This window comes from Algibacter luteus (assembly GCF_900141715.1).
GTDB classification, from domain to species: Bacteria; Bacteroidota; Bacteroidia; order Flavobacteriales; family Flavobacteriaceae; genus Arenitalea; species Arenitalea lutea.
Window position 1 is genome coordinate 39,067 of record NZ_FQYK01000011.1, and the last position, 14,957, is coordinate 54,023.

The window sequence follows — 14,957 nt, forward strand, 5'->3', positions numbered from 1 at the left end:
GAGTTGTCTTCAAGACCTAAACCATTTTGTGTATATAACAGTTATATACAAAATTCAATTTTTTTTTAATCAAAATTCCGTCTATTGATGTTGTCAACACAAGCTGAAAGATTAAATTTCTCCTCTATTGTAAATAGAACAGAATATCCAGATTTCTTAGATATTCAAATTAAATCCTTTCAAGATTTTTTCCAATTGGAAACAAAATCAGAAGAAAGAGGTGATGAAGGTTTATACAATACCTTCATGGAAAATTTTCCAATTACAGATTCGCGTAATCAATTCATTTTAGAATTTTTAGATTACTTTGTAGATCCACCAAGATATACTATTGAAGAGTGTATTGAAAGAGGGTTAACTTATAGTGTTCCACTAAAAGCAAGGTTAAAGTTATATTGTACAGACCCTGAACATGAGGATTTCGAGACCATTGTTCAAGATGTGTACTTAGGAACTATTCCTTACATGACACCTAGTGGTACTTTTGTAATCAATGGCGCTGAACGTGTTGTGGTATCGCAATTACACCGTTCACCTGGAGTCTTTTTTGGACAATCACACCATGCTAATGGTACTAAATTATATTCAGCGAGAGTAATTCCTTTTAAAGGATCTTGGATAGAGTTTGCTACGGACATCAATCAAGTGATGTACGCATACATTGATAGAAAGAAGAAGTTACCAGTTACAACACTTTTCCGTGCAATTGGTTTTGAACGTGATAAGGATATTCTAGAAATCTTTGATTTAGCAGAAGAAATTAAAGTTTCTAAATCTGGTTTAAAGAAATATACTGGAAGAAAATTAGCAGCACGTGTACTTAATACTTGGCACGAGGACTTTGTTGATGAAGATACTGGTGAAGTAGTTTCTATCGAGCGTAATGAAATTGTTCTTGATCGTGATACGGTTCTAGATAAAGAAAATATTGAGGAAATTATTGAAGCTGAAGTTAAAACCATTCTTTTACATAAAGAAGGTACAGAACAAGGTGATTATGCTATTATTCACAATACGCTTCAAAAAGATCCAACAAACTCTGAAAAAGAGGCTGTTGAACATATTTACAGACAATTACGTAATGCAGAACCGCCTGATGAAGAAACGGCTCGTGGAATAATTGATAAATTATTCTTTTCAGACCAACGTTATTCTTTAGGTGAAGTTGGGCGTTACAGAATGAACAAAAAATTAGGTCTTGATATTGGAATGGACAAGCAAGTGCTTACCAAAGAAGATATCATTACCATTATAAAATATTTAATCGAGCTTATCAATTCTAAAGCAGAGATTGATGATATTGATCACTTATCAAACCGTCGTGTACGAACTGTTGGTGAGCAATTATCTCAACAATTTGGAGTTGGTTTAGCGCGTATGGCACGTACTATTCGCGAGCGTATGAACGTTCGAGATAATGAGGTGTTTACACCTATAGATTTGATTAATGCTAAGACTTTGTCTTCAGTAATTAACTCATTTTTTGGTACAAACCAGTTGTCTCAGTTTATGGATCAAACCAATCCTTTAGCTGAAATTACGCATAAGCGTCGTTTATCAGCTCTTGGACCAGGTGGTTTATCAAGAGAGAGAGCAGGGTTTGAGGTACGTGACGTTCATTACACACATTACGGAAGACTTTGTCCTATTGAAACACCAGAGGGACCAAATATTGGTTTAATTTCTTCACTTTCTGTATTTGCTAAAGTGAACTCTATGGGATTCATTGAAACACCTTATAGAAAAGTAACAGATGGTGTAGTTGATATTAAAAATGAGCCAATTTACTTAAGTGCTGAAGAGGAAGAAGAAAAATTGATTGCTCAAGCTACGGTTAAAGTTGATGATAAAGGTAAAATTACACACGATAAGGTAATTGCTAGAATGGAAGGTGACTTCCCAGTTATCGACCCTAATCAGTTACATTATACGGATGTTGCACCTAATCAAATTTCATCAATTTCGGCTTCTCTGATTCCTTTCTTGGAACATGATGACGCAAACCGTGCATTGATGGGATCAAACATGATGCGTCAGGCTGTACCTTTATTAAGAGTAGATGCACCTATTGTTGGAACTGGTTTAGAACGTCAAGTAGCATCAGATTCTCGTGTTTTAATCAACGCTGAAGGATCGGGTGAAGTTCTGTACGTTGATGCAAACGAAATCAAAATTAGATACGACCGTACTGAAGATGAGGCTAAAGTTAGTTTTGATAGTGATATTAAAACATACCAATTAGTTAAGTTCAGAAAAACGAACCAAGGTACTTCTATCAATCTTAAACCAATTGTTGTTAAAGGAGATAAAGTAACTAAAGGTCAAGTACTATGTGAAGGGTATGCCACTCAAAAAGGTGAATTAGCACTTGGTAGAAATATGAAAGTAGCCTTCATGCCTTGGAAAGGGTATAACTTTGAGGATGCAATTGTAATTTCAGAAAAAGTAGTTCGTGAAGATATCTTCACATCAATCCATATAGATGAGTACTCTTTAGAAGTAAGAGATACAAAATTAGGTAACGAAGAGTTAACTAATGATATTCCTAACGTTTCAGAAGAAGCTACTAAAGATCTTGATGAAAATGGAATGATTCGTATTGGTGCTGAAGTTAAACCAGGTGATATCTTAATTGGTAAGATTACTCCAAAAGGAGAGTCAGATCCAACTCCAGAAGAAAAATTATTACGTGCTATCTTTGGTGATAAAGCAGGTGATGTAAAAGATGCTTCTTTAAAAGCGTCGCCTTCATTAAACGGTGTAGTAATTGAGAAAAAATTATTTGCAAGAGCCGTAAAAGATAAACGTAAAAGAGCACAAGATAAAGATGATATTCTTGCTTTAGAAGCTCAATACGATAGAAAATTTGATGAGTTGAAAGATGTTTTAATCGAAAAACTTTTCAATATCGTTAACGGGAAAACAGCTCAAGGTATTTTTAATGATTTAGGTGAAGAAGTATTACCAAAAGGTAAAAAATTCACACTTAAAATGTTAAATGCTGTTGATGATTATGCGCATTTAGTATCTGGAAAATGGACTACAGATGATCATACAAATCAATTGGTAGCAGATTTAATTCATAACTACAAGATTAAAGAAAACGATTTACAGGGTTCTTTACGTCGTGAGAAATTTACAATTTCAGTAGGGGATGAGTTACCAGCAGGAATCATTAAATTAGCTAAGGTTTACATTGCTAAGAAACGTAAACTAAAAGTTGGAGATAAAATGGCAGGACGTCACGGTAACAAAGGTATTGTAGCTCGTATCGTTCGTCAAGAAGATATGCCGTTCTTAGAAGATGGAACGCCTGTTGATATTGTATTAAATCCACTTGGTGTACCTTCTCGTATGAACATTGGGCAGATTTATGAAACTGTATTAGGTTGGGCAGGTCAAAAATTAGATCGCAAATATGCGACTCCTATTTTTGATGGAGCAACTATCGATCAGATTAATGAATTTACAGATGAAGCTGGAATTCCAAGATATGGTCATACTTACCTATACGATGGTGGAACAGGTGAAAGATTTGATCAGCCAGCAACAGTTGGTGTAATCTATATGTTGAAATTAGGACATATGGTTGACGATAAAATGCACGCACGTTCTATAGGACCTTACTCATTAATTACACAACAACCATTAGGTGGTAAAGCACAATTTGGTGGTCAGCGTTTTGGTGAGATGGAAGTTTGGGCACTTGAAGCTTATGGAGCATCAAGTACCTTACGTGAGATTTTAACTGTAAAATCTGATGATGTAATTGGTAGAGCCAAAACTTACGAAGCAATCGTAAAAGGTGAACCAATGCCTGATCCAGGTTTACCAGAATCTTTCAACGTACTTATGCACGAATTGAAAGGTTTAGGTCTAGACATCAGATTAGAGGAGTAGTTAATTAATTAAATTCATTTCAACCATTTATTATGGCAAGAAAACAAGATAAAAATACAGTTAAGAGATTTAATAAAATCTCAATTGGTTTAGCATCACCAGAGTCTATTTTAGCAGAATCTAGAGGTGAAGTTTTAAAACCAGAAACTATCAATTATCGAACGCACAAACCAGAACGTGATGGTTTGTTCTGTGAGCGTATTTTTGGTCCTGTAAAGGATTATGAGTGTGCTTGTGGTAAATATAAAAGAATACGTTACAAAGGTATTGTATGCGACCGTTGTGGTGTAGAAGTAACAGAAAAGAAAGTACGTCGTGATAGAGTAGGACACATTAACCTTGTTGTTCCTGTAGCACACATCTGGTACTTCCGTTCGTTACCAAATAAAATTGGTTATTTATTAGGATTACCATCTAAGAAATTAGATATGATTATTTACTACGAACGTTACGTAGTAATTCAACCAGGTAATGCTAAGAATGAAGAAGGAGAACCATTACAAAAAATGGATTTCTTAACTGAAGAAGAATATTTAAATATTTTAGAAGAACTTCCTCAAGATAACCAATATCTAGACGATTCAGACCCTAATAAGTTTTTAGCTAAAATGGGTGCTGAATGTTTAATTGAGTTATTAGCGAGAATTGATTTAGAAGCGTTATCATATGAGTTACGCCATAAAGCAAATACTGAAACGTCTAAACAACGTAAAACAGAAGCTTTAAAACGTTTACAAGTTGTTGAATCATTACGTGAGTCAAATCAAAATAGAGAAAACAGACCAGAGTGGATGATTATGAAGGTTATTCCTATCATTCCGCCAGAATTACGTCCGTTAGTGCCTTTAGATGGTGGTCGTTTCGCAACTTCAGATTTAAATGATTTATATCGTCGTGTAATTATCCGTAACAACCGTTTAAAGCGTTTAGTAGAGATAAAAGCTCCTGAAGTAATTTTACGTAACGAAAAACGTATGTTACAAGAATCTGTAGATTCATTATTTGATAACACACGTAAATCATCTGCTGTAAAAACTGATTCTAACAGACCGTTAAAATCATTATCAGATTCACTTAAAGGTAAGCAAGGGCGTTTCCGTCAAAACTTACTAGGTAAGCGTGTTGATTATTCTGCACGTTCTGTAATTGTTGTTGGTCCAGAATTAAAATTATTTGAATGTGGATTGCCAAAAAATATGGCAGCTGAACTTTATAAGCCTTTTGTAATTAGAAAATTAATTGAAAGAGGTATTGTAAAAACAGTAAAATCTGCAAAGAAAATTATAGATAAAAGAGAGCCTGTAGTTTGGGATATCTTGGAAAATGTTCTTAAAGGACATCCAGTATTACTAAACCGTGCGCCTACATTACACCGTTTAGGTATTCAAGCTTTCCAACCAAAATTAATTGAAGGGAAAGCGATACAGTTACACCCATTAGTGTGTACAGCATTTAATGCCGATTTTGATGGTGACCAGATGGCAGTACATTTACCATTAGGGCCAGAAGCTATACTAGAATGTCAATTATTAATGTTGGCTTCTCATAACATCTTAAACCCTGCAAATGGTTCACCAGTAACGGTTCCTTCTCAAGATATGGTACTTGGTCTTTACTATATGACTAAGTTACGTAAGTCTACTCCAGAAGTTCCCGTGCAAGGTGAAGGATTAACTTTTTATTCTCCAGAAGAAGTAGAAATTGCTTTTAACGAGAAGAAAGTAGATTTAAATGCCGGAATTAAAGTACGTACCATTGACATTAATGAAAATGGTAAGTTAGACAGAATGATAGTTGAGACAACTGTTGGTAGAGTATTATTTAACCAACATGTACCTCAAGCGGCTGGATATATAAATGAAGTTCTTACTAAGAAATCTTTAAGAGATATTATTGGTAGAATTTTAAAAGTAACTTCTGTTCCTGAAACGGCAGATTTCTTAGATGGTATTAGAACTTTAGGATTTAAGTTTGCATTCCAAGGTGGTTTATCATTTAGTTTAGGTGATATTATTATTCCGCCAGAAAAACAAGGCATGATTGATAAAGCCAATACATTAGTTGACGGTATTACTGGAAACTATAACATGGGACTTATCACTAATAACGAGCGTTACAATCAAGTTATTGATATATGGACTTCAACAAATGCAGAATTGACTGAATTGTCAATGAAACGTATTCGTGAAGACCAACAAGGTTTCAACTCGGTATTTATGATGCTTGATTCTGGTGCTCGTGGATCTAAAGAACAGATTCGTCAGCTTACAGGTATGCGTGGATTAATGGCGAAACCTAAAAAATCAAATGCAGGTGGAGGAGAAATTATTGAAAACCCAATTCTTTCTAACTTTAAAGAAGGACTTTCAATATTAGAATACTTTATTTCTACTCACGGTGCTCGTAAAGGTCTTGCGGATACTGCACTTAAAACAGCAGATGCTGGTTACTTAACACGTCGTTTAGTTGATGTGTCTCAAGATGTTATTATAAATAGCGTTGATTGTGGTACGTTAAGAGGTGTAGAAGTTGAACCATTAAAAAAGAACGATGAAGTTGTTGAAACTTTAGAAGAAAGAATCGTTGGTCGTGTATCATTAAATGATGTGCATAATCCATTAACTGACGAATTATTAGTTTCTTCTGGGCAATTAATAGAAGATGATATCGCCAAGTCTATTGGAGATTCGCCTATTGAAAGTATCGAAGTTCGTTCTGCATTAACTTGTGAAGCTTTACAAGGTATTTGTGCTAAATGTTATGGTCGTAACCTTGCAACCGGTAAAATGGTACAAAGAGGTGAAGCTGTAGGTGTAGTTGCTGCTCAATCTATTGGAGAACCTGGTACACAGCTTACGCTTCGTACATTCCACGTAGGTGGTATTGCTGGTAACATTTCTGAAGATAACAAGTTAGCTGTTAAGTTTGACGGTATTGCTGAAATAGAAGATTTAAAAACGGTTAAAGGTCAAGATAGTGACGGAAAAGCAATTGATATTGTAATTTCAAGAACATCTGAACTTAAACTTACCGATAAGAAAACAGGTATTGTTTTAAGTAACAACAACATTCCTTATGGTTCGACAATTTTGGTTAAAAACGGTCAAGAACTGTCAAAAGGAGATGTGGTTTGTACTTGGGATCCATATAACGGTGTTATTATTTCAGAATTTGCTGGTAAAGTTAAATATGAAAACATCGAGCAAGGTGTAACATACCAAGTAGAAATTGATGAGCAAACAGGTTTCCAAGAAAAGGTAATTTCTGAATCTAGAAACAAAAAGCTTATTCCAACTTTACATATCGAAGATTCTAAAGGTGAAACTGTACGTTCGTACAACTTACCAGTAGGGGCTCACTTAATGATTGATGATGGCGAAAAGATTAACATAGGTAAAATTTTAGTAAAAATACCTCGTAAATCTGCTAAAGCTGGTGATATTACAGGTGGTCTTCCTCGTGTAACTGAGTTGTTTGAAGCGCGTAACCCATCTAACCCTGCAGTAGTAAGTGAGATTGATGGTGTTGTTTCTTTCGGAAAAATTAAAAGAGGAAATCGCGAAATAGTTGTAGAATCTAAATTAGGAGAGGTTAAAAAGTATCTTGTAAAACTATCTAATCAAATTCTTGTTCAAGAAAATGATTATGTGAAAGCAGGTATGCCTTTATCTGACGGATCTATTACTCCAGATGATATCTTAAATATTAAAGGACCATCAGCTGTTCAACAATACTTAGTAAACGAGGTACAAGAAGTTTATCGTTTACAGGGTGTAAAAATTAATGATAAGCACTTTGAAGTAGTTGTTAGACAAATGATGCGTAAAGTGAAGATTATTGATTCTGGTGATACTATCTTCTTAGAAGATCAATTAGCTCATAAAGATGAATTTATCAAAGAAAATGATGAAATCTTCGGAATGAAAGTTATTGAAGATGCTGGAGATTCGGCAAATCTTAAAGCGGGACAAATAATTTCACCTCGTGATTTAAGAGATGAGAATTCCATCTTACGTAGAGAAGATAAGCAACTTGTAGTAGCAAGAGACGCTAAGCCTGCAACGGCTACACCTATTTTACAAGGTATTACAAGAGCATCACTTCAAACCAAGTCATTTATTTCTGCGGCATCGTTCCAGGAAACAACTAAAGTACTTAACGAAGCGGCAGTTGCCGGTAAAGTTGATACGTTAGAAGGCTTGAAAGAAAATGTAATTGTTGGACATAGAATTCCAGCAGGTACAGGTATGAGAAATTATACCGATATCATTGTAGGCTCTAAAGAAGAGTTTGATGAAATGATGCAAGTAAAGCAAGAATTAAATTATAATTAAATTTTATTTCCGCGCCTGCCTGCCGGCAGGCAGGAAGGCGGGAATCTATAAAACTAAAAGCCTTCATGTTTAATATACTTGAAGGCTTTTTAAATATTTAAATAAAGATTATTATGGCAGATGATAAAAACAATCCAAAACAAGGACAGATTAACATAGAACTTGATGAGAAGGTGGCAGAAGGAACATATTCCAATCTAGCTATTATTAACCATTCTGTTTCTGAGTTTGTTGTTGATTTTGTAAATATTATGCCAGGGATTCCTAAAAATAAGGTAAAGGCTAGAATAATATTAACGCCGCAGCATGCTAAACGATTGTTAAAAGCATTAGGTGATAATGTAGCCAGATTTGAGAGCGCACATGGTGAAATTAAAGATTATGAGCAACCGCCAATGCCCCTAAATTTTGGACCGACAGGGCAGGCATAATTATTAATTTAATTATGGTGTTGCATGATAATCCATTTGGATCTGGCACCGTCATAAACCAGTTCAATCATTCCCCAATCCTTTGCTGCCATTTTATCGTTTACTTCAATTCTATTTCCTGCGTTAGATCCAGCATTGTTATCCAATAGCTTAACTTCATTGCCTTGTGCGTAGATCCAAATATGTTGGCCATCATAGCCATCTTTTATACCAGTAATTTCAGTATCTCCGGCAGAATTATTTATACGAATTATATGCTTACCCTCATTGGCTTCACCCGGATCTAGTAAAAGATCTATGTTATGGTTAGTTTTTGTTGAGAAGGATACACTGCCAAAATAATAATCGAAATTGCTTGATAATGTATTATTAGTAAGTTTTAGATTACTCCCTATATAAATTTCTCGTAAGGTTCCAGAATTATCAAGACCAGTTACCTTCGTGGTTGTAACGCCTACTTGATTTGTTGTTTCTATTCGTGCTGTACCTACAACATGTAATGTTTCTTGAGGATTGGTAGTGTTAATTCCAACTTGTGCCGAAAGATTTAACGTAAAGAGACATACAAAGATACTAATAGTATTAAGTAGCTTCATGATATTTATTGAGAGTTATGTAATAGCAATTTATATACTGAAAATCAGTGTTATAACTAGTTACAAATTAAATACTTTATAATCTAAAACGCAAAATTATATATAAAAACCTGTAAATAAGTGTGTTATATTGAATTTGTCTGTTGTAATGGTGGGAGTTATTATCCTATAACCACGTCAGAAATAGCTTAAAACATAACAAGTATTAAAATAATTGTTATAAAAACATAAATATTTTAAGTTTAATAACTTGTTACTGGAACAGTTTTTAAAGTTATAATTAGTTTGTGAATCTACGCAACTTCTTTCTTATTTAAATAATATTTCAAGGCACCAGTGGGGCACTTATTTACTTGTTTAATAATTTGTGCAGAACTTGCTCCATTAATATCAATCCAAGGTATTACGGAGTCTCTAAAAACATTAGAAAGTTGTTTAGCACAATTGTCTGCATGTTTACAGATGCATGGGTCGTAGGTTACTGTGATTTCCGAATTACTAAATTCTCTTGCATTTATTTTCATAATCAATCAATTTGGGGTTGAGATTTGTTTTATAAATTTAAAAGGAGCCCCAAAAAATGAATCTAAAAATCGATTAAAAACCTATTTTTTCTTATGAATAGATGAAATGCAGCCTTTTTTAATCAAACTCAGATGTAAAATGAAGTTTTATGTTCGGGTATTTCTGTTGCGTCATTTGTAATGAGAAAGGTGAATCTGCTAAAAAGACTAATTGGTTTTGTTTGTCTTTGGCAAGAAAACGTTGTTTAACACGTACAAACTCTTTGTATTCGTCAGATTTTGAGTTTTTAGGATCTACCCAACAAGCTTTATGTACATTTAAATTTTCGTAGGTACATTTTGCTCCGTACTCATGTTCAAGCCTATATTGTATTACTTCATATTGCAGTGCACCAACAGTACCTATAACTTTCCTGCCATTAAGTTCTAAGGTAAATAATTGAGCAACCCCTTCATCCATAAGTTGATCTATGCCTTTAAACAATTGCTTCGACTTTAACGGGTCTGCATTATTAATATATCTAAAATGTTCCGGAGAGAAACTAGGAACCCCTTTGTAATTTAAAACTTCGCCCTCGGTTAGGGTATCGCCAATTTTAAAAGTCCCAGTATCTTGTAACCCTACAATATCACCAGGGTAGGAGATATCTACGATTTCTTTCTTTTCAGCAAAAAAAGCATTTGGACTAGAAAATTTCACTTTCTTATTATGCCTTACATGAAGGTATTGTGTATTTCGTTTAAATTCTCCCGAAACTATTTTTACAAAAGCTAAACGGTTTCTATGGTTAGGATCCATATTGGCATGAATCTTAAAAACAAACCCACTAAAATTTTTCTCTTCAGGTTTAACCAAGCGTTCTTCACTTTGTTTTGGTCTTGGTTTAGGGGCTATATCAACAAAACAATCTAATAATTCTCTAACCCCAAAGTTATTTAATGCTGAACCAAAAAACACAGGTTGTTGGTTTCCATTTAAATATTCTTCCTTATTAAAACTCGGATAAATACCTTCTACTAATTCAATTTCTTCTCTTAATGTATTGGCAGCTTTGTCTCCAACGAGTTTATCTAATTCGGAAGACGATAAATCTGAAATTTCAATGGTTTCTTCAATGTCTTTTCTACTATCTCCACTAAAAAGGTTAACATTTTTTTCCCAAATATTGTAAATACCTTTAAATTCATAACCCATGCCAATTGGGAAGCTAAGTGGTACAACTTTAAGTCCTAATTTTTGCTCAACCTCATCTAGTAAATCAAATGCATCTTTTCCTTCTCTATCCATTTTATTAATGAATACAATCATCGGGATTTTTCGCATACGGCAAACTTCAACTAGTTTTTCAGTTTGCTCCTCAACACCTTTAGCAACGTCTATAACAACTATTACACTATCTACTGCAGTAAGAGTTCTAAAAGTATCTTCAGCAAAATCTTTATGCCCAGGGGTATCTAAAATGTTTATTTTTATACCATTGTACTCAAATGCTAAAACTGATGTTGCTACCGATATTCCACGTTGGCGTTCTATTTCCATAAAATCACTGGTAGCACCTTTCTTAATTTTATTACTTTTTACAGCACCAGCTTCTTGAATAGCACCTCCAAAAAGTAATAACTTTTCTGTTAAAGTCGTTTTACCAGCATCAGGGTGAGAAATGATACCAAATGTGCGTCTACGCTGTATTTCTTTTAAAAAACTCATAATAATCGTGCAAATAGTTTGCAAAGATACTATTAATTAATAAGTGCCAACAATAATAATTGTTTCTAAATGTGACCTTTTATTTAAAGGTGTGTCATACCTTTTGTGAAATATCGTTTTATTATTTTTTTGACCAAGAATTGAGTTACGTGAATTAAACGTTTATTTTTGTTCGACAAAAGGAAAATAAATACGATATCATGTATTCATTTAACTATTTTGATATACTTAATTCGCATATTGAGTATAAAATGCGTAGTTACTAATTAATAAAATTGTTTGATGCTTAAAGTATTTGCCGTTAATTTACCGGAGAAAATTATTTTATAATTAAATTTAGGTATCTTGGAAGTTGAAGCATAAACATTTGTTAATAAAAATTTTATTAGATACTTTTAGCATTAATGATTTTTAAAGATTCTTTTCAAATGAATATTGAAGAAACATTCTATTATATTAAATAAACTTTTGAAGGCGCCGTTGGCGCTTTTTCTATTATATAAAAAATTAAATTAGACTAAAATTTTACTCCATAATAATATGCAAATCACTACTCGATTCTCAATTAAATTATTAATCTGTTTTTCGTTTGTTATTTTTTCGCAGGGATTAAATGCGCAAGATTGTCCTACCATTACTTCGGAAGGTATATTCGACCCTAATTCAGACGTATTAATAACTTCCTATCATCAGTCTATGGCCAAAACATCCACTAATATTGTGGCATGGGGTGAAGATATGACTGCAAACGGTACTACTGATGCAACAAGCATTACTGAAGTGATACCTGGGAATGGGTATAATTACACAGGTACTCCAATTCATTTTGGTGTATCCGGTAATACTGGTGGTCAAGCATTTTTAGCAACAACCACGAGTTTATATGCTTGGGGATTAAGTGGAGAAGTGGTTGACGGCTCGTTTGTATCAGGGAATGCATTTAACGATATGAATGCCACACAAACTTTACCATTCACGGCAGCTAATATTACACAAATTCACGCTAGTTCAGACGTTTTATTTGTTTTAGCTTCTGGTCAAGTTTGGGTCGCTACTACGGGTACTACAGCACCAAACGGGAATGCAAGTGGTAATGGAAATATATGGCATCAAGTGCAAACCTCTGCAGGAAATGCCTTAAATAACGTAGTCGAAGTAACTGGAAATAAATATGCAGGTTACGCTATGCTTAATGATGGTAGTCTTTATGCTTGGGGAGATGCTGTAGAGCTAGGTAATGGTGGCGGAACTCAAAATTTAGATTACGCAACTCAAATGACTGCACCGCCTGTTCCAGTAACTCAAATTTCAGCTTTTACTCATAATGATGGAGATACTGGGCTTCTTGCGTTGGGTTCAGACACCAAAATATATGGAGTTGGTGCAAATACTCTTGGAGAATTAATTACTACAGGTACTGGAAATGTAAATACTTGGACAGCAATACAGGCCGCAGGTGGTGGAGATTTTGTTGGCGTGATCCAACTGTCAACATCTCATACCTCCGAAGAATGGGCTGGGGCATCAGCGATTACAGCAGGCCCAACATCTTCAGACCCTAATCTTCTATATACATGGGGATTAAATAATACCAACTCATTAGGACATGGAGCTAATGGAACTGTAGATGATCCAACGATACCAGCTTCGTTTAATGTTGGAGTAGACGATCCTGTCTTTGCTAGTGTTGGTGGTCATGCAACTACCTTTTTTAATAGAGCAAATGGTGGGTCAATTTGTTTTGTAGGTCATATTTCTAATGGTAGTACAGGTGGATTGACCACAGGTGATGGTTCTACTTTTGAATGTGTTATTCCCGCAACAGTTGAACTTTGTGGATTTGTAACACCTATTGCTGCAAATAATGATAGCGGTTCTGTGAATGAAGGAATCGGAGGAATTGCTATTGCTAACGTACTAGCTAATGATGATTTAGATGGTAACACGCCTACAACTTCTAATGTGATTTTATCTCAGATAAGTACTAGTAATCCTGGAGTAACATTAAATACAGCAACGGGAGCAGTAAATGTAACTTCTGCGGTTCCAACAGGAACTTATGTTGTAGAATATCAAATATGTGAATCTGCTGTACCAACCAATTGTAAAATTGCTTTTGCCACTGTAATAGTTTTACCAGATAATGATGCGGATGGTATTATTGATGAAGATGATTTAGATGATGATAACGATGGAATTCTGGATACAGATGAATTAGGTATTATGGATTGTACTACTGGTGTTACACCAGTATTTGGTGCTGCGCAAGGACCGAACAACTATTTGGGGTCAGATATAAATAACCCTCAAGTAGGTGATGCATTCCTTTATATAGGAGTTTACTCAGGTGTTGATGCTATAATAACAATTGTTTCTTCAACAGATACGGCAATAACAGAATTGGATGTTACAAGTACCGGAATTGATGATAATTTTCAGCCCCTTATAAATCATAATGATTCTGATAGTTATACTGAGTTTAGGATTGATTTTGTTTTAACAGGGACAAATACACCAGCGCCGGAAACTAATTTTATATTAACTACAATTGATAACGATGTAGAGGAGTTTGTAACATATAAAGACGGTTATTTATTAGGCCTTTATGTTGATACTCCAACCGATGAATTAGTTCATACAGGTACAGCCACTGAGAATGGATTTTCGAATGGATATGAAAGCAATGGAAATGTATTTGGAGGAATTGGATTAGACTCCCCTCAATTTCAAGTGGCAGCTGCCTATTCATTTGTAAATTCTGTAAGTTTCAGATTTGGAAGTAACGGAGGAGACAATTCTAATCACTCAATAACTTTATTGCCTTGTATCCCAAGGGATTATTGGGTAACTACTCCAAACTTTTATGTAGATATAGATACAGATGGTGATGGAATTCCAAATAGATTTGATACTGATAGCGATGGTGATGGATGTTTTGATGCACTTGAAGGTGATGGAGGAATCACTTTAGCACAAGTTAATGGAACCACGGGTCAAATTAATGGTTCAGTAGACGCCAACGGTGTTCCTGATTTAGTTTCAGGTGGTCAAGGAGATGTTAGTTCTACTGACGATACAATATTAGGCCCTTTATGTGCAATCGATGCCGTAGCAGATGATTACAGCGCCTCTCCAGTAAACGGATTTGCAGGTGGCAGCACGACAACGGTATTAGGCAACGACACCTTAAACGGTGTAGCCGTAGTTCCAGCAGATATCACATTAACACCAGGTACAGCACCAAGTCCAGCATCAGGAAGCATTACGATGAATGCTGATGGTACGATTACGGTAGCTCCAGGTACAACAGCAGGAACATACACTTACGATTACACCATTTGTGAGAACTTAAACCCAGCAAACTGTGATACCGCTACAGTAACAGTAGTCGTAGCTCCAGCACCAATCGATGCCGTAGCAGACGATTACAGCACCTCTCCAGTAAACGGATTTGCAGGTGGCAG

Annotated in this window: 7 protein-coding genes; 4 read left to right on the forward strand and 3 right to left on the reverse strand. The window is 34.9% G+C overall.

The features are described 5' to 3' along the window. Nucleotides 1-87 precede the first annotated feature (87 nt). The 3 genes from rpoB (at nucleotide 88) to BUA46_RS14560 (ending at nucleotide 8,665) form a co-directional block, all read left to right on the forward strand. Entirely contained in the window at nucleotides 88-3,900 is a 3,813-nt protein-coding gene (gene rpoB, locus BUA46_RS14550; protein WP_019388705.1) for a DNA-directed RNA polymerase subunit beta, read from the forward strand. A 32-nt stretch (nucleotides 3,901-3,932) separates the two neighbouring features. Next, nucleotides 3,933-8,234 carry a DNA-directed RNA polymerase subunit beta' gene (rpoC, locus tag BUA46_RS14555; RefSeq protein ID WP_019388706.1) on the forward strand — a complete coding sequence of 1,434 codons (4,302 nt, stop codon included), beginning with the start codon at nucleotides 3,933-3,935 and terminating at the stop codon, nucleotides 8,232-8,234. 113 nt (nucleotides 8,235-8,347) lie between these two features. After that, the gene (locus tag BUA46_RS14560; RefSeq protein WP_019388707.1) at nucleotides 8,348-8,665 is read left to right on the forward strand and encodes a DUF3467 domain-containing protein; all 318 of its coding nucleotides are present in this window, start codon (nucleotides 8,348-8,350) and stop codon (nucleotides 8,663-8,665) included. 8 nt (nucleotides 8,666-8,673) lie between these two features. On the opposite strand, the gene BUA46_RS14565 is transcribed toward BUA46_RS14560, so the two are convergent. From BUA46_RS14565 to BUA46_RS14575, 3 genes are all read right to left on the reverse strand, one after another. Beyond that, the gene (locus tag BUA46_RS14565) at nucleotides 8,674-9,261 is read right to left on the reverse strand and encodes a hypothetical protein (protein WP_019388708.1); all 588 of its coding nucleotides are present in this window, start codon (nucleotides 9,259-9,261) and stop codon (nucleotides 8,674-8,676) included. 293 nt (nucleotides 9,262-9,554) lie between these two features. Beyond that, nucleotides 9,555-9,785, reverse strand: a complete 231-nt coding sequence (locus tag BUA46_RS14570; RefSeq protein ID WP_019388709.1) for a (4Fe-4S)-binding protein — start codon at nucleotides 9,783-9,785, stop codon at nucleotides 9,555-9,557. A gap of 118 nt (nucleotides 9,786-9,903) precedes the next feature. Then, nucleotides 9,904-11,493, reverse strand: a complete 1,590-nt coding sequence (locus BUA46_RS14575) for a peptide chain release factor 3 (protein WP_019388710.1) — start codon at nucleotides 11,491-11,493, stop codon at nucleotides 9,904-9,906. 540 nt (nucleotides 11,494-12,033) lie between these two features. Here BUA46_RS14575 and BUA46_RS14580 point away from each other — a divergent pair. Next, a partial coding sequence (locus BUA46_RS14580; protein ID WP_143148152.1) for an RCC1 domain-containing protein occupies nucleotides 12,034-14,957 on the forward strand: 2,924 nt, incomplete at its 3' end.

Excerpts from the sequence above, each read along its gene's own strand:
- rpoB (WP_019388705.1), top strand. The coding sequence starts at position 88 with ATGTTGTCAACACAAGCTGAAAGATTAAATTTCTCCTCTATTGTAAAT.
- rpoC (WP_019388706.1), top strand. The coding sequence starts at position 3,933 with ATGGCAAGAAAACAAGATAAAAATACAGTTAAGAGATTTAATAAAATC.
- BUA46_RS14560 (WP_019388707.1), top strand. The coding sequence starts at position 8,348 with ATGGCAGATGATAAAAACAATCCAAAACAAGGACAGATTAACATAGAA.
- BUA46_RS14565 (WP_019388708.1), bottom strand. The coding sequence starts at position 9,261 with ATGAAGCTACTTAATACTATTAGTATCTTTGTATGTCTCTTTACGTTA.
- BUA46_RS14570 (WP_019388709.1), bottom strand. The coding sequence starts at position 9,785 with ATGAAAATAAATGCAAGAGAATTTAGTAATTCGGAAATCACAGTAACC.
- BUA46_RS14575 (WP_019388710.1), bottom strand. The coding sequence starts at position 11,493 with ATGAGTTTTTTAAAAGAAATACAGCGTAGACGCACATTTGGTATCATT.